The organism is Betaproteobacteria bacterium, assembly GCA_016791345.1.
Taxonomy (GTDB): Bacteria; Pseudomonadota; Gammaproteobacteria; order Burkholderiales; family JAEUMW01; genus JAEUMW01.
On record JAEUMW010000126.1, the window covers coordinates 16,142 to 39,814 of the forward strand.

General features: G+C 66.6%; 23 protein-coding genes. 9 read left to right on the forward strand and 14 right to left on the reverse strand.

The window, feature by feature from the left end:
* The first annotated feature begins 2 nt into the window (after nucleotides 1-2).
* Nucleotides 3-989 (forward strand): magnesium/cobalt transporter CorA, encoded by a 987-nt coding sequence (corA, locus tag JNK68_05185; GenBank protein ID MBL8539748.1) that lies wholly within the window; start codon nucleotides 3-5, stop codon nucleotides 987-989.
* A 75-nt stretch (nucleotides 990-1,064) separates the two neighbouring features.
* Here the strand turns inward: corA and JNK68_05190 are convergent, their stop codons facing one another.
* Nucleotides 1,065-1,202 (reverse strand): hypothetical protein, encoded by a 138-nt coding sequence (locus JNK68_05190; protein ID MBL8539749.1) that lies wholly within the window; start codon nucleotides 1,200-1,202, stop codon nucleotides 1,065-1,067.
* A gap of 265 nt (nucleotides 1,203-1,467) precedes the next feature.
* Between JNK68_05190 and JNK68_05195 the strand changes: the two genes are divergently transcribed.
* The gene (locus JNK68_05195; protein ID MBL8539750.1) at nucleotides 1,468-3,012 is read left to right on the forward strand and encodes an NAD(P)/FAD-dependent oxidoreductase; all 1,545 of its coding nucleotides are present in this window, start codon (nucleotides 1,468-1,470) and stop codon (nucleotides 3,010-3,012) included.
* A gap of 8 nt (nucleotides 3,013-3,020) precedes the next feature.
* On the opposite strand, the gene glcF is transcribed toward JNK68_05195, so the two are convergent.
* The 4 genes from glcF to JNK68_05215 all read right to left on the reverse strand — a co-directional run bounded on the left by glcF (nucleotide 3,021) and on the right by JNK68_05215 (nucleotide 8,052).
* Nucleotides 3,021-4,244, reverse strand: a complete 1,224-nt coding sequence (gene glcF / locus JNK68_05200) for a glycolate oxidase subunit GlcF (protein MBL8539751.1) — start codon at nucleotides 4,242-4,244, stop codon at nucleotides 3,021-3,023.
* 17 nt (nucleotides 4,245-4,261) lie between these two features.
* Nucleotides 4,262-5,341, reverse strand: a complete 1,080-nt coding sequence (glcE, locus tag JNK68_05205; GenBank protein ID MBL8539752.1) for a glycolate oxidase subunit GlcE — start codon at nucleotides 5,339-5,341, stop codon at nucleotides 4,262-4,264.
* A 75-nt stretch (nucleotides 5,342-5,416) separates the two neighbouring features.
* Complete coding sequence (locus tag JNK68_05210; protein MBL8539753.1) at nucleotides 5,417-6,502, reverse strand: DUF937 domain-containing protein; 1,086 nt, start codon at nucleotides 6,500-6,502, stop codon at nucleotides 5,417-5,419.
* Nucleotides 6,503-6,567: 65 nt separating this feature from the next.
* The gene (locus JNK68_05215) at nucleotides 6,568-8,052 is read right to left on the reverse strand and encodes an FAD-binding protein (protein ID MBL8539754.1); all 1,485 of its coding nucleotides are present in this window, start codon (nucleotides 8,050-8,052) and stop codon (nucleotides 6,568-6,570) included.
* Between the two features lie 299 nt (nucleotides 8,053-8,351).
* Here JNK68_05215 and JNK68_05220 point away from each other — a divergent pair, with 299 nt between their 5' ends.
* The 6 genes from JNK68_05220 to JNK68_05245 all read left to right on the forward strand — a co-directional run bounded on the left by JNK68_05220 (nucleotide 8,352) and on the right by JNK68_05245 (nucleotide 17,306).
* Nucleotides 8,352-9,545: an alkene reductase gene (locus tag JNK68_05220; protein MBL8539755.1), complete on the forward strand. Its 1,194-nt coding sequence runs from the start codon at nucleotides 8,352-8,354 to the stop codon at nucleotides 9,543-9,545.
* A 30-nt stretch (nucleotides 9,546-9,575) separates the two neighbouring features.
* Complete coding sequence (locus tag JNK68_05225) at nucleotides 9,576-11,372, forward strand: hypothetical protein (GenBank protein MBL8539756.1); 1,797 nt, start codon at nucleotides 9,576-9,578, stop codon at nucleotides 11,370-11,372.
* 73 nt (nucleotides 11,373-11,445) lie between these two features.
* A complete protein-coding gene (locus JNK68_05230) occupies nucleotides 11,446-11,997 on the forward strand; it encodes a GNAT family N-acetyltransferase (GenBank protein MBL8539757.1) in 552 nt (183 codons plus the stop codon).
* Nucleotides 11,998-12,345: 348 nt separating this feature from the next.
* Nucleotides 12,346-14,571, forward strand: a complete 2,226-nt coding sequence (locus tag JNK68_05235; protein ID MBL8539758.1) for an EAL domain-containing protein — start codon at nucleotides 12,346-12,348, stop codon at nucleotides 14,569-14,571.
* 211 nt (nucleotides 14,572-14,782) lie between these two features.
* Entirely contained in the window at nucleotides 14,783-16,960 is a 2,178-nt protein-coding gene (locus tag JNK68_05240; protein MBL8539759.1) for a molybdopterin-dependent oxidoreductase, read from the forward strand.
* Nucleotides 16,961-17,000: 40 nt separating this feature from the next.
* Nucleotides 17,001-17,306, forward strand: coding sequence for a 4Fe-4S dicluster domain-containing protein (locus tag JNK68_05245; GenBank protein MBL8539760.1), 306 nt, complete (start codon nucleotides 17,001-17,003; stop codon nucleotides 17,304-17,306).
* A gap of 29 nt (nucleotides 17,307-17,335) precedes the next feature.
* Here JNK68_05245 and egtB read toward each other — a convergent pair whose 3' ends face one another.
* The 8 genes from egtB to JNK68_05285 form a co-directional block, all read right to left on the reverse strand.
* The gene (egtB, locus tag JNK68_05250) at nucleotides 17,336-18,601 is read right to left on the reverse strand and encodes an ergothioneine biosynthesis protein EgtB (GenBank protein MBL8539761.1); all 1,266 of its coding nucleotides are present in this window, start codon (nucleotides 18,599-18,601) and stop codon (nucleotides 17,336-17,338) included.
* 61 nt (nucleotides 18,602-18,662) lie between these two features.
* Nucleotides 18,663-19,112, reverse strand: coding sequence for a YbaY family lipoprotein (locus tag JNK68_05255; GenBank protein ID MBL8539762.1), 450 nt, complete (start codon nucleotides 19,110-19,112; stop codon nucleotides 18,663-18,665).
* 46 nt (nucleotides 19,113-19,158) lie between these two features.
* Nucleotides 19,159-19,512, reverse strand: coding sequence for a hypothetical protein (locus tag JNK68_05260; protein ID MBL8539763.1), 354 nt, complete (start codon nucleotides 19,510-19,512; stop codon nucleotides 19,159-19,161).
* Between the two features lie 50 nt (nucleotides 19,513-19,562).
* Nucleotides 19,563-20,147 carry a DNA-3-methyladenine glycosylase I gene (locus JNK68_05265; protein MBL8539764.1) on the reverse strand — a complete coding sequence of 195 codons (585 nt, stop codon included), beginning with the start codon at nucleotides 20,145-20,147 and terminating at the stop codon, nucleotides 19,563-19,565.
* A gap of 16 nt (nucleotides 20,148-20,163) precedes the next feature.
* The gene (locus tag JNK68_05270) at nucleotides 20,164-20,538 is read right to left on the reverse strand and encodes a DUF2237 domain-containing protein (protein ID MBL8539765.1); all 375 of its coding nucleotides are present in this window, start codon (nucleotides 20,536-20,538) and stop codon (nucleotides 20,164-20,166) included.
* 72 nt (nucleotides 20,539-20,610) lie between these two features.
* On the reverse strand, nucleotides 20,611-20,943 hold the full coding sequence (locus tag JNK68_05275) for an MliC family protein (GenBank protein ID MBL8539766.1): 333 nt from the start codon (nucleotides 20,941-20,943) through the stop codon (nucleotides 20,611-20,613).
* A 49-nt stretch (nucleotides 20,944-20,992) separates the two neighbouring features.
* Nucleotides 20,993-21,370, reverse strand: a complete 378-nt coding sequence (locus tag JNK68_05280) for a hypothetical protein (GenBank protein ID MBL8539767.1) — start codon at nucleotides 21,368-21,370, stop codon at nucleotides 20,993-20,995.
* A 3-nt stretch (nucleotides 21,371-21,373) separates the two neighbouring features.
* The gene (locus JNK68_05285; protein ID MBL8539768.1) at nucleotides 21,374-21,775 is read right to left on the reverse strand and encodes a VOC family protein; all 402 of its coding nucleotides are present in this window, start codon (nucleotides 21,773-21,775) and stop codon (nucleotides 21,374-21,376) included.
* A 337-nt stretch (nucleotides 21,776-22,112) separates the two neighbouring features.
* Between JNK68_05285 and JNK68_05290 the strand changes: the two genes are divergently transcribed.
* A complete protein-coding gene (locus JNK68_05290) occupies nucleotides 22,113-23,279 on the forward strand; it encodes an acyltransferase (GenBank protein MBL8539769.1) in 1,167 nt (388 codons plus the stop codon).
* A gap of 73 nt (nucleotides 23,280-23,352) precedes the next feature.
* Here the strand turns inward: JNK68_05290 and JNK68_05295 are convergent.
* Nucleotides 23,353-23,673: PhoH family protein (locus tag JNK68_05295; GenBank protein ID MBL8539770.1), on the reverse strand; the 321-nt coding region annotated here is incomplete at its 5' end.

The window sequence follows — 23,673 nt, forward strand, 5'->3', positions numbered from 1 at the left end:
CGATGAGCGAGCGAGGCGAAACGCCGATGGTGGTGAACTGCGTCGCATACCGCGACGGCACGCGGTTGCGCGACATCACCGTCGAGGAGATCAGCGATTACATGGCGCAGCCGGGCGCCTTCGTCTGGCTGGGACTGTACGAGCCGGACGAACAACTCATGCGCGACGTGCAGAAAGAGTTCGGCCTGCACGACCTCGCGGTCGAGGACGCGTGGCGGGCGCACCAGCGGCCGAAGCTGGAAGCCTACGGCGACACGCTCTTCGTCGTCCTGCGCACGGCGCGCATGGAGAAGGGCGAACTCCTGTTCGGCGAGACCCACGTCTTCGTCGGACCGCGCTACGTCGTCACCGTCCGCCACGGTGCCTCATCCGCCTATACCGATGTGCGTACCCGCTGCGAGTACTCGCCGGACCTGCTCGCCAGGGGCCCGGGGTTCATCCTCTACGCCGTGCTCGATTTCGTGATGGATCAGTACTTCCCTATCGTGGAGGATCTGGAGGACGAACTCGAAGCGATCGAGGAGGGGGTCTTCCGCTCCCACACCGACGCCGAACACGTCGAGAACACGTACGAACTCAAGCTCAAGATGATGGCGGTGCGCCGGGCCGTCCTGCCGGTGGTGCAGATCTGCAACGACGTGCCGCTGTACCGATCCTTGATCGCGGACGAGATCCGACCCTATTTTCGGGACGTTTCCGACCACGCCCACAGCATTCTCGAAGTCGTGGAATCAGGCCGCGACATGGTGAACACCGCGCTCACGGTCAATCTCACGCTGCTTTCGATGCGGCACAACGAAGTGATGAAGCGCCTGGCGGGCTGGGCCGCGATACTCGCCATCCCGACGATGATCGGCGGCATCTACGGCATGAACTTCGAACACATGCCCGAACTGGGCTGGACCTTCGGCTACCCCCTGACCTTGGGGGTGATGGTGGTGATCTGCGTGCTGGTCTATCGAAGGCTGAAACGTACCGGCTGGCTATGACGCGTCAGGGCAGGCTCTGCCGGGCAGGGGTGGTGGCAGCGGAGAAAGGCGAGTCGAGATCGGCGTGAAGGGACGTCAGAGAAAGTAGATGGCCGGGAAGGTTGCCGCGGCCAGGACCAGAACGATCCACTCCAGGCTGTTCTTCGCGAGCCAGCCGGTAAAGTGCAGGATCAGTATGATGATCGCGACCACGTAAAAGGCGATGAGCGCCATGCTCTGAAACCTCCGCTGCCTGTAAACTGCCACCCGAATAAGCTAGTTTCGTGCCTCGGCCGGGGGCGGGCCGAGGGACTGAGGTCTCCTGGAGGAGGACGCGAACGATGGCCCTTTCCCCATCCTCGGCCGCCGTTGCCGAGCGCAGCAGCACACCCCGAAGGCGCGTGTCCCACGCCCGGATCGGCGCGTTCGAACCGGCGACGAGCGGACGCGCGGCAGCATCCGGACGCCATCTTTCGCGGAAATCCGCCGAGGCACGGCCGTGAGCCGCGACGCCTGGGATGCAGTCGTCGTGGGTTCCGGCATCGGCGGTCTAGCGTGCGCGGCCGCGCTCGCCAAGTACAAGCACCGCGTGCTCGTCCTCGAACAGAACCACGTCGCGGGGGGCCTCACGCACACCTTCACGCGCGGCGACTGGACCTGGGGCATCGGCGTTCAGAACCTCGGGGACATGGGGCAGGAGGACGAGAACGAAGGACTGCTGGAGTGGATTTCGGGCGGCACCATCCACATGGCCTCGATGGGGCCGGTATACGACATCATTCATTTCCCTGGCGGATTCGAGACGCAGCTGGCACGACCGGAGGAAGCGCTCAAGCGCGAACTGAAGGAGCGGTTTCCGACCTGCCTGGGGCAGATCGACAGCTGGTTCGACGCGCTGCATGCCGGCCAGAGCGCGGGTCACGCGGTATTTGCGCTGCGTGCCATGCCGGAGCCGATGGCCACGTTCTATCGCCTGTGGCGCGCCGACACCATCGACCGCTGGTGCAAGCGGACGACCCGCGAAGTATTGGAGGAACTCGTCACCGACCAGCGCCTGCGCTGTGTGCTCGCCGCGCAGTGGGGTGATTACGGCAGCAAGCCTTCCGCCAGTTGCTTCGGCATCCATTCGGTGGTCGTGAGCAACTTCTTCAACGGCGGCTACTACCCGGTCGGCGGTGCCGGCGTATTCGCGGAGAAGCTCACCCAGGTGATCGAGGCGGCGGGCGGCGAGGTCCAGGTCGACACGCGCGTGACCGGCCTGCTGCTGGAAGGCGACAGCGTGATCGGCGTCGAGACGGCGCCAGGCGGCGTGTACAAGTCGGAGCGCGTGGTGTCCGACATCGGCGCCCGCAACACCGTCGCGCAGCTGTTGCCGGAGCGCCTGCGGAGTGCGGAGTGGGCACGCGAGATTCTCGCGCTGCGCCCGACGGTCGCTCATGTAGGGCTCTACCTCGGGCTCGAAGGCGACATCGGTGCGATGGGCGCGAGCGCTTCCAACCACTGGTTCTACGAGACCTGGGATCTGGAGGACGCCTGCTGGTCCGCGCCGCGCGAGCAGTCGCTCGCGCCGGTGCTACGCGTTGCCTTTCCGTCGTTGAAGGATCCGAGCTACGACCCGGGTCCGCGCAAGCTGCACACCGTGGAAGCGTTTGCGTATACCGACTGGCAGATTTTCGAGCCCTGGCAGGATTCAGTCCCGGGCCACCGGCCGGCCGCCTATCTGAAGCTCAAGGCGCTCATCCAGAAACGGATGATCGCCCAGTTCAGCCGTTACTTCCCTGCACTCGGACCGCTCATTCGCTACAGCGAGGTGTCGACGCCGCTGTCGATGACGGCCACCACGAGCGCCTACCAGGGCGCCATGTTCGGTATCGAACCGACGCCGCAGCGTTTCCTCTGCAAGTGGCTGCACGCGAAGACGCCAGTGAGCGGCCTCTACCTCGCGGGACAGGACGTCGGCACACCCGGCGTGCAGGGTGCCATGATGGGCGGAATTCTGGCTGCGGCGGCGATCGAGCCCAAGCTCCTCTCGCGCCTGAGTTGATAGCCGGGTCAGTCGGAAAGGCGTTCGTCGAGATCGACGATCCAGTGTTTGACCGGCACACCGGCGATCGTCGCCAGATGCGTCTCGCATCCCATGTTGGCGGTGAGGATGAGCTCGGGGCGTTCCGCTTCCAGCGCCGCGACCTTGTTGCGCTTGAGTTGCTCTGACAGTTCCGGCTGCGTGATGGCATAGGTACCGGCCGAGCCGCAGCACAGGTGCGCGTCGGCGATCGGCGTGAGCTCGTAACCGAAGCTGCGCAGCAGGTCTTCCGCGAGCCCGCGCAGCTTCTGCCAGTGCTGCAGGGTGCAGGGCGGATGAAAGGCGACCCGCGGCATCTTCTTGCCCTTGAGCAGAGACCTGATCAGTGCGCGCTCGCCGGCGATCACTTCGGTCAGATCCTGTGTCAGGGTGCTGATGCGCTCGGCCTTTTCGGCATAGGCGCGGTCGTGCTGCAGGTGGTGCCCGTATTCGCGCACGGTCGACCCGCAGCCCGTGGCGGTCATGGCGAATCCCTCCACGCCCTGTTCGACGTGCGGCCACCAGGTGTCGATGATGCGCCGCATGTCGCTCAACCCATCTTCCTGATAGTCGAGGTGGAAGCGCAGCGCGCCGCAGCAACCCTTGCTGTCGATCAGGGAAATGCCGACGCGATCGAGCACGCGCGCGGCGGCGGCGTTAGTGTTCGGCGTCAGCACCGGCTGCGCACAGCCGGCCAGCGACACGAAACGCCGCTGGTGACGGGCCGGCGGCCATGCGCCGGCGCGCGGCAGTGAGGCCGGCAGCTTCGCCCGCAACACTTCCGGCAGGAAGGGGCGCAGCGCCATGCCGGCGCCGAGCGCAAGGCGGAAAGTGGCGGGCTGCCGGAAGAAGGTCGCCATCACCCAGCGCTGCAGCTTCTCCTGCGTCGGTCGCTCGACGCGCTCGGAAACCAGCTTGCGACCGATGTCCACCAGGTGGCCATAGCGCACTCCGGAGGGACAGGTCGTCTCGCAGGAATGGCAGGTCAGGCAGCGGTCGAGGTGGAGCTGGGTGCGCGCCGTCACCGGAGCGCCCTCCAGCATCTGCTTCATGAGATAGATGCGCCCGCGCGGCCCGTCGAGTTCGTCGCCCCGAATCTGATAGGTGGGACAGGTGGCCGTGCAGAAACCACAGTGCACGCACGCACGCAGAATCGATTCGGCTTCGCGCCCGTCCGGCGTGTCCTTGATGAAGTCGGCGAGTCGGGTCTGCATGGGGCGGCGTGAGGTGTCTACATGAGGTTCGCGGGCACGTCGGTGAGGGGAAACATGCGCCCGGCATTGAGGATGCCGTGCGGGTCGAACGCGCGCTTGAGTCGCCGGTGCAGCGCGAGCAGCGGCGCGGGCAGCGGGTGAAATACCGGCGCGCTGCTGCCGCGCGCGCGAAACAGGGTCGCGTGGCCGTGGGCGTTGGCAGCGGCGGTGCGCACGACTGCTGCCGGCAGGTCGGAAGCGAGCCAGCGCAGCGCGCCGCCCCATTCGATCAGCTGTTCACCCATCAGGTTCAGGGCGGGCGTGGTCGACTTGATCGAGAGCCGCCACAGCGGCGCTGCGCCGGTGAAGAAAGCGTGCGCCTGCTCGCGCAGTGCCGTCCAGAACGCCGCGCCGTCGGCAACTTCCTCGCCGCCCAGCTTGGCGCGGGCGGAGGCGATTGCGTCCGCTGCGCCCGACAGGCGCAGCGTGAGACAGCCCGCGTGGTAACAGGTGGCGGAGAGCGGCAGCGGCGTGCCGGCCCAGCGGTTCATCGCCTCGATCGCGCTCGGCTCGTCCATCTCGAAGCGCAGCGTGAGCTCCTCCGGCGGCAGCGGGAGCACCTTGAAGGACACCTCCAGCAGCAGACCGAGCGTGCCGAGCGATCCGGTGAGCAGGCGCGACAGGTCGAAACCCGCCACGTTCTTCATCACCTGCCCGCCGAAACTCAGCTCGGTGCCGCGACCATCGAGCATGCGCAGACCGAGCACGAAGTCGCGCACGGCGCCGGCATACGCGCGCCGCGGTCCGGAGAGTCCGGCGGCAACGCAGCCGCCGATGGTCGCGTCGGGACCGAAGTGCGGTGGCTCGAACGCGAGCATCTGCCCGCGCTCGGCGAGGGTCGCTTCGATCTCCGTCAGTGGTGTGCCGGCGCGCGTGGTGATCACCAGCTCGGTCGGCTCGTACTGGATGACGCCGCGATAACCGGTCGCGTTGAGTTCGCTGCCGGCACAGGGCACTCCGTAGAATTCCTTGCTCCCGCTGCCCTTGATGTGCAGCGCGTCGCGCCGGTCCGACGCCTCGCGGATGGCCTGCGCCAAGCGGCCTTTCAGGTCATCCATGAGAGGCACCGATGGCAGTCGAAAGCCTGCATCGGCGCCCGGGCGGACGCCTCTGCACGTCTCGAACTCTGCGCGTTACGCGTCCTTCTTCTTCGTTGCGTCGGCGACGACGTCCTTGGCTGCTCCCGTCGCCTTCTTCGTGGCGTCGACAGCGGCGTCGGCCAGGTGCTCGGCGCCCTTGATGGCACCGGTGACGGCGTTGGTGCCCGCGTCGACCGACGTGCTCGCTGCCTCCGCCGCCGCCGTCGCCGCCGTCTTCGCGGCGTCGGACACCTTGGCGGCGGCCGACCCGGCAGACTTGAACGCATTGGTCCCCATCTCGGAGGCCGCATGGGCCGCCTTGCTCGCGATCTCACCGATGGACTTGGCGGCCTCGGCGGAATGGACTGCCATGGTCTCGGCCGTCTTCACGATGCTCGATATCGCATTCGTGCTGGCATCGGTGGCCGTGGCCGTGGCTTTGGTCGCAGATTCTCCCGCCGCGCGGGCTGCCTCCCCCGTCAAGCCGGCCATCTTCTCCGCCATCTTGGTCGCTTCCTCGATGGCGGTGGTGCCGGCTTCGGCGATGGCACCGAAGGCCTTTTCCATGGCCCCGGTCACCCCCGCAAAAAGGCCGCCGATGCCGCCCAGTCCGAGCACGCCGGCAAGACTGCTGTCGATGCCGGCCTTGACGAAGTCGCGCTGGCTTTCGAGCAGCTTCGTGAGTCCGCTGGAGTCGAGCTTGCCCACGGCTACCTGATTCTTCAGGAAGCCGAAGAGGAGCGGGGCGCCCATCGCGAACATCTTTTCGATGGCGGCGGTGCCGAGCCCGCTCGCCTTCGCCGCCGTTTCCGCCACGTTGCTGAAGCGGTCACCGAACAGTCCCTTCACCATGTTCGAGCCGAGCGTCATGAGATTCTCGGCCGCCGGCCCGCCGCTGAACATCTTGGTCATGCTGCTGGCGATGTCGGTGCCGATGCTCGGGCTGTTGATGGCGTTGAGCAGGCTGGAGGCGCCGGCCGGGGTCGAACCCTGCTGCACGACGGCACCGAGCAGAGACGGGAAGACGGTGCTCATGGCGGCCTTGGTCATCGTTTCCGACGCGTTGAGATAGCTGCTCGCGAGGCGCGAGAACTCGCTGCCGAAGGACGTCATCATCGATTCCAGGATGTTCGTGGCCATGCTTTTCCTCCTTGCTGGGTATTGGAATGTTTGTGGTGGTTAGGGTTGCGCGGGCGACCGTGGAATCAGAACCGCGGCAGGTCGGGAAAGCGCTCCTGACCGGCCTTCACGTGCATGGCACCGAACTCGGCACAGCGGTGCAGGGTCGGTACGGCCTTGCCCGGGTTGAGCAGCGTGCGCGCGTCGAATGCATGCTTCACGGCGTGGAACGTCTCGAGCTCGGTCGCGCGAAATTGCAGGCACATCTGATCGATCTTCTCGACACCGACGCCGTGCTCGCCGGTGATGGTGCCGCCGGCGTCGATGCACAGCTCGAGGATGCGGGCGCCGAAATGCTCCGCAGTCTCGAGCTGACCCGGCAGGTTCGCGTCGAACATGATGAGCGGGTGAAGGTTGCCGTCGCCGGCGTGGAACACGTTGGCGCAGGCCAATCCGAATTCCTCCGACAGGTCGGCGACACCCTTCAGCACCCGGCCCAGGTTCTTGCGCGGGATAGTGCCATCCATGCAGTAGTAGTCGGGCTTGATGCGTCCCACCGCCGGGAACGCCGCCTTGCGCCCCGACCAGAGCTTGAGGCGCTCGGCCTCGTCGCGCGAGACGCGAATGTCGGTGGCACCGCTTACGCGGAGCACATCGGCCACCTTCGCGATCTCCGCCTCGACCTCGGCCGCCGTGCCGTCCGCTTCACACAGCAATATCGCGGCGGCATCGAGGGGATACCCGGCGTGCACGAACTCCTCGACCGCGCGGGTGGCGAGCTGGTCCATCATCTCCAGACCTGCCGGCACGATGCCGGCCGCGATGAGGCTGGCGACGGCTTCACCGGCGCGGATCACGTCGTCGAACGCCGCCATGACCACCGTCGCCTTCTCCGGCTTCGGCGTGAGCTTGACCGTGATCTCGGTGACCACGCCGAGCAGGCCTTCCGAGCCGGTCACCAGCGCGAGCAGGTCGTAACCCGCTGCATCCAGCGCATCCGCGCCGATATCGAGAATATCGCCCTCGATCGTCGCCATGCGCAGCTTGAGGATGTTGTGCACCGTCAGCCCGTATTTGAGGCAGTGCACGCCGCCCGAGTTCTCGGCCACGTTGCCGCCGATGGTGCAGGCGATCTGGCTCGACGGGTCGGGCGCATAGTAGAGCCCGTGCTTGGCCACGGCTTCGGAGATGGCGAGATTGCGCACGCCGGGCTGGACGCGGGCAGTACGCGCGAGCGGATCGATGTGGAGAATGCTCTTCAGGCGGGCAAGCGACAGCAGCACGCCCTCTTCGATGGGCAAGGCGCCACCGGACAGTCCGGTGCCGGCACCGCGGGCGACCACCGGCACGCCCGCCTCGAAGCAGATGCTCAGCACCTTCGCCACCTCCTGCTCGTCGCCCGGCAGCACGGCGATCATCGGCAGGCGGCGATACGCCGAGAGGCCGTCGCATTCGTACGGCCGCAGATCCTCCTGCTCCCACAGGACGGCGCTCGATGGCAGGAAGTTGCGGAACAGCCGGACCAGCCGATCCCTGTCGACGATGCGCGGGGGGGTGTCGTTCGCGCCCATTCTCAGTCCTCCTCCGCCAGATGTCGTGCCCGCGTCGACCGCGTGGCCGCGCCTGAAGCGCGCGATGCCCCGCCGGCCCACGTCGTCGCCGACGTCCTGGTATGCCTCCGTGAGATTCACAGCTTATAGTCTTGGCGGGCGTTTTGCGAGCGCCCGATGGCTGCGGCCGGTGCGCTCGATCTGCTGCCCTGGACACGCCGTGCCGGGTGCGCAGTCGAACATCCGGGCTAGAATAGGCGCCATCGTCCATGCGCCTTTCAAGGAACGGGCGCGTCTGCTCATCCACCGCGGAGGCCCCCATGTCCCAGTCCGATGCAGCCGTTGCCGAGGCGACGGCGGAGCAACTCTTCCAGCCGATCAAGCTTGGTCCGTACACCCTGCCGCACCGGGTGGTGATGGCGCCACTCACGCGCTCGCGCGCGCGCCAGCCGGGCAACGTTCCCTCTGCGCTCAATGCCTGCTACTACGCGCAACGGGCGTCTGCGGCATTGATCATCAGCGAGGCGACGCAGGTGTCGATGCAGGGGCAGGGTTACGCCTGGACGCCGGGGATCCACAGCCGCGAGCAGATCTCCGGCTGGCGCATGGTGGCCGATGCGGTGCACGAGGCGGGTGGCCTCATGTTCATGCAGCTCTGGCATGTCGGCCGCATCTCGCACCCGGCGCTGCAGCCGGACGGCATGCTGCCGGTCGCGCCATCGGCGATCCGGCCCGCCGGCGATGCCTTCATCGAGGACGCCCGCGGCGAGGGCACGCTGGTGCCCTTCGTCACACCGCGCGCGCTGCAGATCGAGGAGATTCCCTACATCGTCCGCCAGTACGCAGTCGGTGCGCGCCATGCACGCAGCGCCGGGCTCGACGGCGTCGAGATCCACGGTGCCAACGGTTATCTGCTCGACCAGTTCGTCAATTCCGGCACCAACCATCGCACCGACGCCTACGGCGGCTCGGTCGAGCATCGCGCACGGCTGCTGCTGGAGGTGGTCGAGGCGACGTGCGAGGTATGGGGTCCCGACCGCGTCGGCGTGCGTCTGTCGCCGCTCGGGACCTTCAACGACATGCACGACGACGACCCCGAGGCGACCTTCGGCTACATCGCGAGTCAGCTGAACGACTTCAGGCTCGCCTATCTGCACCTCGTCAACCCGGGTGCCGCGGCCATGGACCGCGGAGAGCAACCGGGTGCCGATGCCACGCGCATTCTCGCACTGATGCGTGAGAAGTATCACGGCAACCTCATGATCGCGGGCGGCTTCGATCACGCGTCGGCAGCGGCCTGGCTGCAAGCCGGGCGCTGCGATCTCATCGCCTTCGGCCGCAAGTTCATCGCCAATCCCGATCTGCCGCAGCGATTGCGCATCGGCGCACCGCTCCAGGCGGACGATCCGTCCACTTACTACGGCGGCGGCGCCAAGGGATACACCGACTATCCGACGCTCGCGCAGGAACGCGGCGAGCAGCCCAAGCCCTGCGTCGACGAGCGCTGGCGGTAGCTGGCCAGCGGTCGCGCGCGGCCATCGGGCATGTCGATCGCGCCTTCTGCCGATCTTGCCGAGTATGGGCCGTGGAATCCCGGCATCGCGTCGGAGTTGCCGCCACGGCTCACGCCGCTCGCCACGATCTTCCGTCCGGAGAATGTCTACACGAGCCTCAACGCCCTGCGTGAGCTGCAGGACCTGACGGGCTTGCCGCGCGAGGAACTGGTCGTGTTCCGGCCGCAGCGGCTGGCGGTGCATGAGCTCCTGATTCGCGTGACGGCGGATCTCACGGTGCCGGACGGCTCTCGCGTCGAGGATCTCGGCATCAACTTCCGCCGCATGACGCACACCATCCTTACCGGCTACCTCCAGCCGCACATGGCCACGATCGTCGCCGCCTACGAGGCGGCGGGACAGCGCATCTCGGAGGTCGTCACCGCCGAGCTGCGGCGTTTGTTGCAAAGTGCCGCTGCACCGGAAACGGCTCCGCGGTCCGGTGCGCTTGCCGCGTTGCTGCGCCGCTTGGGTGCAAGGCGGGAGGCGCCGCCGCGCGAGAGCGATGCCGAGCGCGAGGAGCGCGTGTTGCGCAACTGGGCCCATGCTGCGCGGTCGCGGGAGAGTTCCCTGGAGCGGGCGGCCTTTCGCGCACTCCATCGGGTCGTCTCGGTGGTCCGGGCGAAGCACGGCCGCGTCTGGGGCGATGCCGGCCTGCTGGCACCGATTGCCACCGGCATGGCCTGCAACGAGCACGGGGCCGAGGTGGTCGGCGACCTGATCGGGCCGCACGTGGCGCGTGCCGTCGCTGCGGAAGGGTATCGATGGCTGCCGACCCAGGAGCGGCCGGTGGTGATGAACACCAAGGGTGCATCGGCTTCGGGGAAGAGCACCCTGCGACCGCTGCAGAAGCGGCTCGCCGCCGAGATCGACGTCGCGTGGAACGATTTCGCGCTGATCAGTCCGGACATCTGGCGCAAGTATCTGCTCGACTACGGCTCGCTCGGCGAGCACTTCCGCTACGCCGGGACGTTCACCGGGCTCGAACTCGCGGTGGTGGACCAGAAGCTCGACCTTTACATGGCGCGCAAGGCCGAGCGGCGCACGATGTCGCATCTGCTGATCGACCGTTTCCGCTTCGACAGCTTTGCGGCAGATTCGGACGAGGCCGGCAGCAATCTGCTGACGCGGTTCGCGCGGCTCGCCTACCTGTTCTTCATGATCACGCCGCCGCACGAGACCGTCGAGCGCTCGTGGAAACGCGGGCTCGAGGTCGGCCGCTTCAAGGCGGTGGACGACCTGCTTGCGCACAACGTCGAGGCGTATACCGGCATGCCGGAACTCTTCTTCACCTGGGCGTTGCGCACCGGCATGGCGGTGCACTACGAGTTCCTCGACAACGACGTCCCCTACGGCGAGCGCCCGCGCACGGTGGCCTTCGGCTGGAACGGCGACATGGTGATACTCGACGTGAAGCGTCTGCTCGATATCGATCGGTACCGGAAGATCGACGTCGATGCGAGGCAACCCGAGCAGGTCTATCCCGGGGCGGCCGCGATGGCTGCCGACTGCAACACGCAGTTCCTGCGCGATTGCGCGCGTCGACTCGCATCACTCACCTTCGCCGATCGCGACAGCGGTCGCATCTATGCGCGCGCCGAAGCCGGGCGTCTGTCGTTTGTCGATCCCGAGGCCCTGGAGGTCGCGGCGCGCGATCCGCAAACGCGCGCCGGACTGCTTGCCGTGTCGTCCGAAGCGTTTGCCGCCGAGCACCCTTTGGCGGGAGCGCCGGCGCTTCTGGATGCTGCCCGGTATCACACCCTCGGTTGCTGGGGGGACGGCTCGTGACGGGGCGATTTATCGCCGCCTGCGCGGCGTCCCATGCTGCCGGCGACCGCGTAACCCTGCACAGGGAGGCACGATGAGCAACGAATGCCGCTACGCCGTCAGCGAGACCCTCCGCAATGGCATTTCGGTGACGATCCGCGCGGTGCGGCCGAGCGATCGGGAGCGCCTGATCGCCGCCTTCCACAAGCTGGAACCGGAGTCGATCTACACGCGCTTCTTCGCCTACAAGGACGAACTCAGCGAAGCGGACCTCAAGCGCGCCACGGAGATCGACTTCGAGCGACGAGTCGTGCTCCTGGTCACCATCGCGAACGGTGCGGAGGAGACCGTCATCGGCGCGGGCAGCTATACGGCATGCACGCGATCGCCAACCGTCTGCAGCGCAGAGGTCGGCTTCATCGTCGAGGAGGACTACCACGGCCTCGGGATCGCCGGACGCATCCTCCACCACCTGGCGGTCATCGCGCGCGAACGGGGAATCGGGCAGTTCGAGGCCGAGGTGCTGCCCGAGAATCGCGCGATGGTGTCGGTCTTCGCGCGGAGCGGCTTCCCGATGACGGAAGAAAGGGTCGACGGAACCATCCGCGTGACCATGAAACTGCCAGACGCCATCCCGGCCGACTGACCAGCGAGCACCGGCGCGTCTCCATCCGCGCGGACCGGCGCGGCTGCCGTTCGTCAATCATGCCGGCGGTCTGCTGCCAGGGTTCGCACAATGTCGGACACCGGGACATCTCCAATTTCCTGGCCGACCACAGCGCGCAAGACGCTGACCAGCTGAATCGAAGTCCACGCCGGCTGGCTGCCCGGCTCGAACCGCGACTACCAGGGGAAGGGTTCGGGCTCTTGATTACCACCGCTTTGATCCGGCCGGGCGGTCCTTCCCTTATTGAGTTGTGCCGCTGTTCCATCGTGCCGACGGCGCGGCAGAGAGACTGCTGCGACGACCCGGCAGAAGCCGTTTGGAGTCTGGATGACCACCGAGCAAGAAGGATTCGTTCCCCATCCTGCGCCGCTGTCGCAGATCCCGCAGGACATGCAGGTGCTCCTCGTCGATGACGACGCGCGCCTGCGCGGGCTCGTGGCGAGACTGCTCCGGGGGCCGGGCCGGGAAGTCGTTCAGTGCGGATCGGTCGGCCGCGCGATGGCGCTGCTGCAGGAAAAATCGATCGACCTGGCACTCGTCAACATCCACCTTCCCGACGGTACCGGACTGGAACTGGTGCGCTGGATGCGGGACCGTGGCCTGGACACGTCGGTGATCGTGATGAGCGGTGACGACAACGTGGATTCCGTGATCAACGCACTGCGCTGCGGCGCCGTCGAGTTCGTGCGCAAGCCGTTCGACCCGGCGGCCTTGCGGCGCGCGGTCGACAACGCTCTGGCAGCGCGCCGCCTGGCCCTGGAGCAACGCCTCGCGAGGGAACGGCTCGAGCAATCCGAGCGTCTTCACAAGTACTTTGTCCACCACTCGCCCGACCTGATCTTCGCGCTCGACACCAACGGTCGCTTCTGGTTCGTGAACGACCGCTTCACGTCGCTGCTCGGCTTCGAGAGGGAAGAGCTGATCGGCGCCCATTACTCCGCTGTCATCCATCACGACGATCTGCGAGCCGCCCGGTGGGCGTGCAGCGAGCGGCGCACCGGCCCGCGCGCCACGTCCAACGTCGAGATCCGGCTGCGGCGGCGCGCGCCGGACGGAGCAGAAGGTGCCGCGGCGCTGCTGGCGACGGTCGTGGTGAGCGCGGTTGGCCTGTACGCGCCCGCGGAGGGAGAGTCGCCCCGGCGTTTCCTCGGCACCTACGGCGTCGCGCGAGACATCACGGACCGCAAGCAGGCGGAGCAGATCTCGAGCTTTCATGCGACCCACGACGCCTTGACCGGACTGCCGAACCGCGCCCTTTTCCTCGACCGCCTGCGGCAGGCGATCGCTCGTGCGCGCCGGATGTTTCTCGAGAAGGGTCATCTTGCCGTGCTCTTCATCGACCTCGACGGCTTCAAGAAGGTGAATGACACCTACGGTCACGTCCAGGGAGACCAACTGCTGCAGCAGGTCGCCGCGCGCCTGCGGCGCTGTCTGCGCGGCAGCGACACCCTGTCGCGGGTGGGTGGCGACGAGTTCGTCGCCGTAGTCACCGAGCTCGGCGGGCGTGACGGGGCAGCCGCGGCGGCGGCGAAGATCCTCGGCGAACTGCGCGAGCCGTTCCTGCTCGGCAACGGCGAGTTTCGCACCAGCGTCAGCGTCGGCGTCGCGATGTATCCCGACGACGGTGCGAGCGAGCTCGAACTCGTGCGCAACGCCGATCTCGCGATGTACCACGCCAAGCGCAGCGGCAAGAATGACATCGGTTACTTCACGCCGGACATGAACACCGTCTGGGCGCACAAGGTCGAGCTCGAGAACGAACTGCGCGCGGCGATCGACCAGGGCGGGCTGGAGCTGCATTACCAGCCGATTCACAATCTTTCGACCGGACAGGTCGAAGCGCTCGAGGCCCTCGTGCGCTGGCGCCACCCGACGCACGGACTGATGGATCCCAGCCGCTTCGTCCACATCGCCGAGGAAAGCGGACTCATCTACGGCTTGGGCGAGCGCGTGCTCGATGCGGCCTGTGCCGACCTGCGCGTCTGGCAGACGCAGGGTTTCACGGACCTGCGCATGGCGGTCAACCTCTCCGCGCGCGAATTCGACCGGGCGGATCTGGTCGACTGCGTCGTCGATACCCTCAGGCGCCACGCCGTCGCGGCGGATTCGCTCGAACTCGAGATCACGGAAGGTGCCCTCGTCGAGGATCTCGATGCCGTCGCCGATCGGGCCGGCCAGCTGCGTCGCTCCGGCGTGCGCATCGCCATCGACGACTTCGGCACCCGCTACTCCACGCTCGGCTACCTGCAGTCGCTGCCGATCAGCGGCATCAAGATCGACCAGAGCTTCGTTCGCGATCTCGGCGCGCGCAGTTCAAGCGCGTCGATAGTCTCGGCGATGAGCGGCATCGCGCGCGGTTTCGGCCTCTCCCTCGTCGCCGAGGGCGTCGAGAAGCCGGAACACGTCGAGGCGCTGCGTACCTTCGGCTGCGACGTCATGCAGGGCTATCACTTCAGCCGACCGCTGCCGGCACGACAGGTCAGCGAGTATCTGGCACGCTTCAACTCCCCCGCTCCGGATCCCACGCCCGCGCCCGGCGGCGCCGGCCTCTAGCCCCGCCAAAACCCTGCCTCGATCGCGGTTGACTGTCGCCGGTCGATTGCGTTAACTCCGACTGCAGAAATCAGCTCGCGCGCTTCGCTGGCAGCGCGACATCGCGCGGCGGAATGTGGCACTCGGGCGGACAGGTCCCTTGCTTTGCCGCAGGTCGATCTCTCCGGTCATGTTCGGTGCGCCGGAACGGCGCTCTTCAGGAGGCTGGCTCATGTCTACCCACAACTGCGAAGAGAAAGTCGTCAAGGGCGCCTGTCCGCAGGACTGTCCCGACACGTGTGCCATGCTGTACACGGTGGAGGACGGCAAGCTGGTCGACGTGCGCGGCAATCCGGATCATCCGATGACGCGCGGCGGTCTCTGCATCAAGCTCAAGGATTTCGCCGAGCATCACTACAACCCCGATCGGCTGCTCTACCCGATGAAGCGCACGGGACCGAAGGGCAGCGGCCAGTTCGCGCGCATCTCGTGGGACGAGGCGCTCGGCGAAATCAAAAGCCGCTGGACCGACATCATTGCCCGTGATGGCGGGCAGGCGATCCTCCCGTTCTGTTATCTCGGCCACGAAGGGCTCATCAACGGCCTCACCGCGGGCGATGCCTTCTTCAACCGGCTCGGTTCCACGGTGGCGGAGAAGACCTTCTGTGCGTCCGGGTCGTCGACGGCGTGGCTCATGACGGTGGGGCCGAGCGGCGGCGTGGACCCGGAGAGTTTCGCCGTCTCGAAATACATCGTGCTGTGGGCGGTGAACACGCTCACCACCAACCTGCACCATTGGCCGTTCATTCTCGAAGCGAAGAAGAAGGGCGCGAAAGTCGTCGTCATCGACCCCGTGCGCACGCGCACCGCCAAGCAGGCGGACTGGCACATCCGGCCGAAGCCGGGCACCGATGCCGCGCTCGCGCTCGGTCTCATGAACGTGATCATCGGCGAGGATCTGGTCGATCACGACTACGTCGCCAACTACACGGTCGGCTTCGACGAGCTCAAGGCGCGCGCGCGGCAGTATCCGCCGGAGAAGGTGGCCGCCATCACCGGTGTGTCGGCGGATGACATCCGCCAGCTTGCGCGCGAGTTCGCGACCACGCAGCCCTCGGTGATCCGCCTCGGCGTGGCGCTCGAGCGGCACCACAACGGCGGCCAGGCGATACGCGCGGTGACGTGCCTGCCGGCGCTGGTGGGCTCCTGGCGTCATCCCGGCGGTGGCGCGCTGGAGATGCCGCTGTGGGCGTTTCCGCTCAAGCTTGCCGATGTCTGCCGGCCGGACTGGATCCGCCCGGGCACGCGCGTGGTGAACCTGACCGAGCTCGGCGCCGCGCTGACGGAACTCGACCCGCCCATCAAGTCGATGATGGTCTACAACGCCAATCCGATGTCACAGGCACCGGAGCAGAACAAGATCCGCCAGGGGCTCGCGCGTGAGGATCTCTTTACCGTGGTGAGCGAGCTCTTCGTCACGGACACGGCGAAGTACGCCGATATCCTGCTGCCGGCAGCGATGCAGGCGGAGCAGCTCGACCTCATGTTCTCCTGGGGCCACTTCTATTTCACGCTCAACCAGCAGGCGATCGAGCCGCCGGGCGAATGCGTCTCGAACGCCGAGCTCTTCCGGCGGCTCGCGCGCACCATGGGTTTCGACGACGACTACTGGAAGCGCAGCGACGAGCAGATGATCCGCGATTTCGTCGACTGGAGCGCACCGGTGATGGAGGGCATCACCTACGAGCGGCTGGTCGAGGAAGGCTATGCGCACCTCAACGTCGGGGCCGTCGACCAGCGGACACCGCATGCCGAGGGCAACTTCCCCACGCCGAGCGGCAAGTGCGAACTGAAGACGACACAGGCCGGGAACGGCAACTTCGTGGTACCGGCATGGCGGTCGATGTACGAGGGCATGCAGCCCGGCACACCGATCGATCCGGTGCCCGACTACCTGCCGCCGTATGAGTCGCCGGCGTCGAATCCGGCGCTCGCGGCCAGGTACCCGCTCAACATCGTCTCGCCCAAGTCGCACGGATTCCTGAATTCACAATATGCGAACGAGACCGTTCAGCAACTGCGGCAGGGCGAGCAGATCGTGCTCATCCATCCGGTGGACGCGGCAGCGCGCGGCATCCGCAACGGACAGCGGGTGCGCGTGCACAACGACCGCGGCGCATTCGAAGGCCGGGCCGAGCTCACGGAGGATACGCTGCAGGGGGTGGTCGCGGCCTCGCTCGGCTACTGGCCGGGATTGTCGCGGACGGGCACGGCGGTGAACTGCATCAGCTCGGCCCGGCACTGCAATCTGGGGCAGGCGCCGAGCTTCTCGGACAATCTGGTGGAAGTCGAACCGGTGCCGGTGGCAGCGACCGATACCGTGCCGACGCCGGCCGCAGCCGCGGCATGAGGAGCGGGATCGCCGCACGGCAGCCCGGCGGAGACCGGTGATGACGCACGTCGTCACCGAAAACTGCGACGGCTGCCGTTTCACCGACTGCGTGCACGCCTGTCCGGTGGCGTGCTTTCACGGCGACGAGCTCAGGGTCTACATCGATCCCGTCGCCTGCATCGACTGCGGCGCGTGCATCCCGGCCTGCCCCGTGCACGCGATCTTCGAGGAGTTCGATCTGACCGAAGAGCAGCGGCCCTGGGTCGCTCTCAACGCCGACCGGGCGGCCGAGTTGCCGGTGATCTGGAGCCGCGAGACGGCGCTGCCGACGGCCCAGGCGCGGCGCCAGGAGCTGGGGTACTGAGCGCGGCAGCCGGCCGGCCGCGCGGAACCTCATCGATCAGCGGCGAGCCGAATACCGGCGAACGGCCAGCGGTCGTGCGGGTAGAAGAAGTTGCGGTAGGTCTCGCGCAGATGTGATTGCGGTGTCACGCACGAGCCGCCGCGCAGCACCATCTGGTTCGCCATGAACTTGCCGTTGTACTCGCCGAGCGATCCGGCGAGCGGCACGAAGCCGGGATAGGGGGCGTAAGCCGAGCGCGTCCATTCCCACACGTCGCCATACCACTGTCCGTCGCCGTCGGCAGCGGCGTGGGGGTGCAGCAGACCGGACTCGACGAAGTTGCCGTCGACCGTCTGCGTGACGAGCATTGTTTCGAGTTCCTCCTCGCGCGGCAGACGTCTGCCCGCCCAGCGTGCGTATGCGTCTGCCTCGTAGAAGCTCACGTGGCACACGGGTTCGCCCAACTTAAGCGGGCGCATTCCGCCGAGCGTCATCTGCCACCACTGCCCATCCCGCACTTCCCAGTAGAGCGGTGCGTGCCAAGCGTGCTCGTGCCGCTTTGCCCAGCCGTCGGCCAGCCAGAGACGCACGTCGTCGTAACCGCCCGCCGTCATGAAGTCCAGGTACTCGCCGTTCGTGGTGAGCCGGGATGCGAGCGCGTGATCGTGCAGCAGCACGGCGTGACGCGGCGTCTCGTTGTCGAACGCAAAGCCGTTGCCCGCGTGGCCGATCTCGACGATGCCGCCGGGACACTCGATCCAGCGCAACGGCGCGTCCGAAGTGACGGGCGCGCTCGGCCCGGGCTGATACGCGGGGCGCAGCGGGTTTGCCGCGAAGTTGTGCTTGATGTCCATCAGGAGCAGTTCCTGATGCTGCTGCTCGTGATGCAGGCCGAGTGTCACGCGCGCTGCCATCTCGCCCCAGTGTGTATCCGGGATCGTGTCGATGAGGCCGAGCATGGCCTCGTCGACGTGCCGGCGGTAACGGTAGACCTCTTCCACCGTCGGCCGCGACAGTACACCGCGCCGGGCACGCGGGTGATACGACCCCACCGTTTCGTAATAGGAGTTGAATATCTGCTCGAAGACCGGGTGGAAGAGCCGGTAGCGAGCCGACTCGGGCTTCAGCAGAAAGGTCTCGAAGAACCACGAGACGTGCGCGAGGTGCCACTTCGGCGGGCTCGTCTCGAGCGCGCTCTGCACCTGATAATCGTCGGTCGCGAGCAGCGTACAGAGCCGCTCGGTCTGTGCGCGCACCTCGCGGTAGCGGTGGGCGAGGTCGAGCCGACTCAGGGGTGCGGCGGTTGGCGCGTTCATGGGAAACCCTCCGAGCGGCGCAGCGCCGCACGCGGTAACGGAGCGCCGCCCGCCGGCAGAATCAGGGCTGCTTCGCTACCAGGATCTGGGTATTGCGCGCGTGGCCGCCGGTCAGCACGCGGTTCGGCGTGTCGGACGCGTAGAGCGTCCTGTCGCCGTCGAGAATGCGCGCACTGACGCGGTATTCACGTGCGGCATCGATTTTCTCCGGATCGTAGGGCAGTTCGTAGAACACGGGGCCGTTGCAGGGCGGGTCGATGAAGTTGCAGATGCTGCTGATGTTCTGCTCACTCACCACCGTCTCGGACTGGTCGGCCGTGGCCGACTGCACGAGCTTCACGTCCACCACGGCGCTTGCCGGCAGCGGCTCGACGTACCGATAGAACACCGTGCCGGTCACGCGCGGCGGCGGCGACCACAACGTGATAGGCTGCGGCGGGAAGTTGGCGCACCCCGCGAGGGCGACGGCGGCAAGCGCTGCCGCGCTCACCGTGCTGGCACTGATTCTCATCGAAGCTCCCGTGTCCTGCAAAACCGCCTCGGCATGCTGCGAGGCGCTATTCGAAGGTACTTTCGACAATCCGGCTCGTGTAGTCAAGCGCCGCGAGCCGCTCCAGGACCTGGCGATAGTTGCGCTGGCCGGTCTGCCCGACGCAGAGGTACTGATCCTTCGTGCAGCCGATGCGCCCGCGCGAGCCGCGCATGAGTTCGAGTGTCGGATCGATGTGCTGCACCTCGGTGGCGTAACGTTCGTTTGCCGGAATGCAGAACTCGTAGCTCATCGACCGCAGACCCCGAGGCGGACCGCGCAGACCGCGCTCGTCGAGCGTCGACAGGTCGAGCGCGATCTTGGCGCGCTGCGCGCTCGTCAGTGCGGGTTCCGCCGGTGTCGACGCACACGCGCAGAGCACCGCGACACAGGCTCCGACGGCGATCCACGCGATACCAGCGGCGGCGAATCTCATGCGGTCTTCCCGGGTACCGACAGCTCGCCGTGGCGGAAGCAGTCGACGGTGTGGTCGTTCACCATGCCGACCGACTGCATGAGCGCGTAGCAGATGGTGGAACCCACGAATTTGAAGCCGCGCGCGAGCAATGCCTTGCTCATGGCATCGGATTCCGGCGTATGCGCCGGCACCTCGGCGAGCGTGCGTCGCGCCGGCTGCTGCGGCGCACCGCCCACGAAGCGCCAGAGGAAGCGATCGAGGCTCTCGCCATCGTCGACGAGCCGCAGGTATGCACGCGCGTTGCCGATCGCCGCCGCCACCTTCAGCCGGTTGCGCACGATGCCCGGGTCGGCAAGCAGCGTCTGCATCTGCTGCGCGTCGAAGCGGGCGATGCGCTCGGGATCGAAGCCGGCGAAGACCCGGCGATAGCCTTCGCGTTTCCTGAGGATGGTGAGCCACGACAGCCCGGCCTGCGCGCCTTCGAGGATGAGCATCTCGAACAGGCGGCGATCGTCGTGCACCGGTACACCCCATTCCGCGTCGTGATAGGCGACATAGAGGGGATCGGACCGGCACCAACCGCAACGGACGCGCTCCATTCCGGCGGCGTCGGCCCTAGTTGAGATCGAGGGCGTGACGCTTCAAGTCCGCAAGACTGACGACCTCGAGCGCCGCTTCGTGAGTTGCGCCGAGCACCACTGGCGGTGCGACGCCGGCTGCGAGCGCTTCCTTCCACCGCGCCGCGCACAGACACCACTTGTCACCCGGCTGCAGACCGGGAAAGCCGGACGCCGGTGCCGGCGTCGAGAGGTCGTTGCCCCGGGTGCTCGAAAACGCGAGAAACTCCGCCGTCATCCTCGCACAGACGACGTGCAGCCCGACATCCTGCGGACTCGTGTCGCAGCGCCCGGTGCGGAAAAAGCCCGTCAGCGGCGACGTGCAGCACGACTCAAGCATGCCGCCGAGAACGTTGCGCGGACCTTCCCCCATCTTCACGGCTCACCTCCAGCAGATCGACGGCTGCAAGCCTAACCTCGGGGAAAAGGGGTCGCAAGCGTTGCATCAGTCTTCGGTTCTGCAGTCGCGATGGATGACCCTGCCGCTGCGCTCGATGGTGGCCTCGCGACCCTTCGACCAATAGACCGTGGTGCCGTCGCTGAAGCGGGCGCCGGAGCCACTGCGCACCTGCTTGATCTCGTACAGGACGCCACCCAGTTCGAGTCGCGCACGATCCCCGGACGGCCACATGAGCACGCCGAAGCGGGTGCCGTCGGCGCACGTGTATTCGTACTGCCGGCTGCCCGGCGGAATCGAGGAAGGCGGGGCGTCGGGCATCTGGCTACACGCTGCCAATCCGAGGACGGCGGCCGCGGCGCCGCGCAGCGCAAGGTTCATGGAGCGTCTCCTGATCGATAGGAAGCCGGGATGACGCGAGCGACGGGCGTCAGCGCAATGCGATCCACAGCGCGAGACCGCCCATGGCCGCTGCGAGCAGTGCCGACACCCAGCCGAGCAGGCGCGTCTTCTGCCGCAGCGCTTCCAGCGTCGCGACGACCTGGGCATGCTGATCGGCGAGACTGCGGATCACCTCGGTCGCCGAGACGAGATCCGTCTCGAGTTCCACGATGCGTTCGTGCAGTGCGTGGAGTTGCGGCCCGCCGACAGCGGGCGCGACCGCCTCGGGCGCGGCAGCTTGCTCTGCCCGAATTTTCCTCTGCAGCGCGGCGACCATTTTCCTGGCGGTGCCCAGCACCACGGGCGCCGCCGCGACGACATCGGTCCAGGGCACCGCGCGGATAGCGCGGATCCATCCTGCCGCCATGCTTCAGGCCGTCGCGCTGCCCGGCGCGGTATAGGTGATCGCGTAGAAGACCGCGCCCTGCGGATCCTGCAGCAGGCAGAAGCGGCCGACGCCGGGGATCTCGCGCGGCGGAAAGAGCAGCGTTCCGCCGAGCTCGACTGCCTGCCGGGCAGTCGCGTCGACGTCTGCGACAGTGACATAGACGCCCCACTGCGGCGGCATCGTCGCGCACTGTTTCGGCGGTGCCATGATGCCGCCCACCGGCGCGCCGGCCACGCTCACCACCGAATAATCCATGCCTTCCATCGCCATGTCCTGCATCTGCCAGCCGAAGAGCTGCGCGTAGAAGTGCTTCGCGGCGTTCACGTCGGGGGTCATGAGCTCGCACCAGCTGAAGGCGCCCTGCTGCTTGAAGGGATCGTTCATGGGAGGCTCCGGTGAGAAGCGGTTGGAAATCGGCGGTCGCAGCGCGCGGCCGCGATGCGGATCGACGCGCGAGCCGCGACCGCAGGCACGGCGGCAGCGTTGGCCGTTAGTGTACTTCGGGTACGCCGCGTTCGAGATCCTTGCGCATCTGCGCGAGGCAGCCGTGACAGATGCCGTGTGGCCCGCTGCGGCATGCGTTCCTGCTCGGAGTCGCCCTGGCTGTCTTGCCGTGGGTGTTTCCCAACGCAGCCATCTTTGCTATAAAGGCAACAAACACCAAGTGGCGCCCCATCGCCCGTCCCCCTCCATCGCTTTGCTTTCCAGAGGTTCTATCGCATTGATAAGAACGATTATCGGCACGTTCACTGATGCAGGCCGCGATGTCGCGCGCGATCACCAGCCCGGGAGCAGACACGTCGAGCGCAGGTACTACCTCACTGACGCGGAGATGTCGGCCCGCTTCGGCGCCATTCCCTGTCTGGACGGGTTGCGTGCGATCAGCATCCTCCTCGTCCTTTTCTCGCACTTCGTAAGCGCGATATTTCCCGGCGGATTCGGCGTGCTGGTGTTCTTCGTCATCAGCGGCTTTCTCATCACGCGCCTGTTGTTCGCAGAGTTGAAGGCGCGAGAACGCGTTTCACTCAGGAATTTCTACATCCGCAGATTTCTGCGGCTGTATCCGGCCATCGGCGTCTACACGGTCGTCATCGTCGCTCTCTTTTACTTCAGACAGGCGCCGATTCACTGGCCGGAACCTGCCTCGGCACTCTTCTATTTTGCCAACTATCTCTATGCCGGATTCTCGATCGAGGGAAAAGAGGGTGGAACGATGCCTTTTTCCATCTTCTGGTCGCTGTCGGTCGAGGAGCACTTCTACATCCTGTTTCCTGCCGTCTTCGTCGCCGCGCACGGCAACCCGAAACGGCTTGCGACAGTGCTGGTGGCGGTATGTATCGGTGCCCTGGCTTTGCGTCTCATCGGCGCTGCCGTCTTCCCGGAGCGGCTCCAGACCTTGTATTTCATGTACGAGACCCAGTTCCGTCTCGATTCTCTCGCCGTCGGCGTGCTGGTCGCCGTACTCTGCGAAGCGAACCGGGGGCGGGATCTGGTGCGCCGCCTCGCGCGCCCGCTGCCGATTGCGATTGCCGCGGCGGTGCTCTTGCTTTGCTTCGCGATCCGCGACCCGTGGTTCCGCGAAACCCTGCGCTACACGCTGCAGTCTGCCGCTGTCGCGGTCATTCTCATCGGCATCCTGTTCTCCGGTCGCAATACGGTGGTCAACAGAATGCTGAACCTGCCGATCGCGACCTGGATCGGCAGACTGAGCTATTCGCTTTACGTGTGGCACCTGGTGCCGCTGCCGTTTCTTGACGGGCTGCTTTCCGGGAAGGAGGAGGTGGCGGTCGCGCGCGTCGTCTTCAGCATCGCGTTCGCCGCGCTTTCCTACTATTGCCTGGAACAACCGCTGATCGGTCTGCGTCACCGTTTCGGGTCGGTGCGCTGACAGGCATTCTGCGCACTCGAGCGCCGGTGGCGCTGCTGGGGCTTTCGATGTCGGGCATGCGTCGAGGTCCCGCCTAAAGGATCTCTGCCGCGTGATCGGCCAGCCGCGATCGCTCGCCGCGCTGCAGGGTGACATGACCGCTGTGGCTCCAGCCCTTGAAGCGGTCGACGACGTACGTGAGTCCGGAACTGCCCTCCGTGAGGTAGGGCGTATCGATCTGCGAGATGTTGCCGAGGCAGACCACCTTAGTGCCCGGTCCGGCGCGCGTGATGAGCGTCTTCATCTGCTTCGGCGTCAGGTTCTGGCACTCGTCGATGATCAGGAACTTGTTGATGAAGGTGCGTCCGCGCATGAAGTTGAGCGACTTCACCTTGATGCGTGAGCGGATGAGATC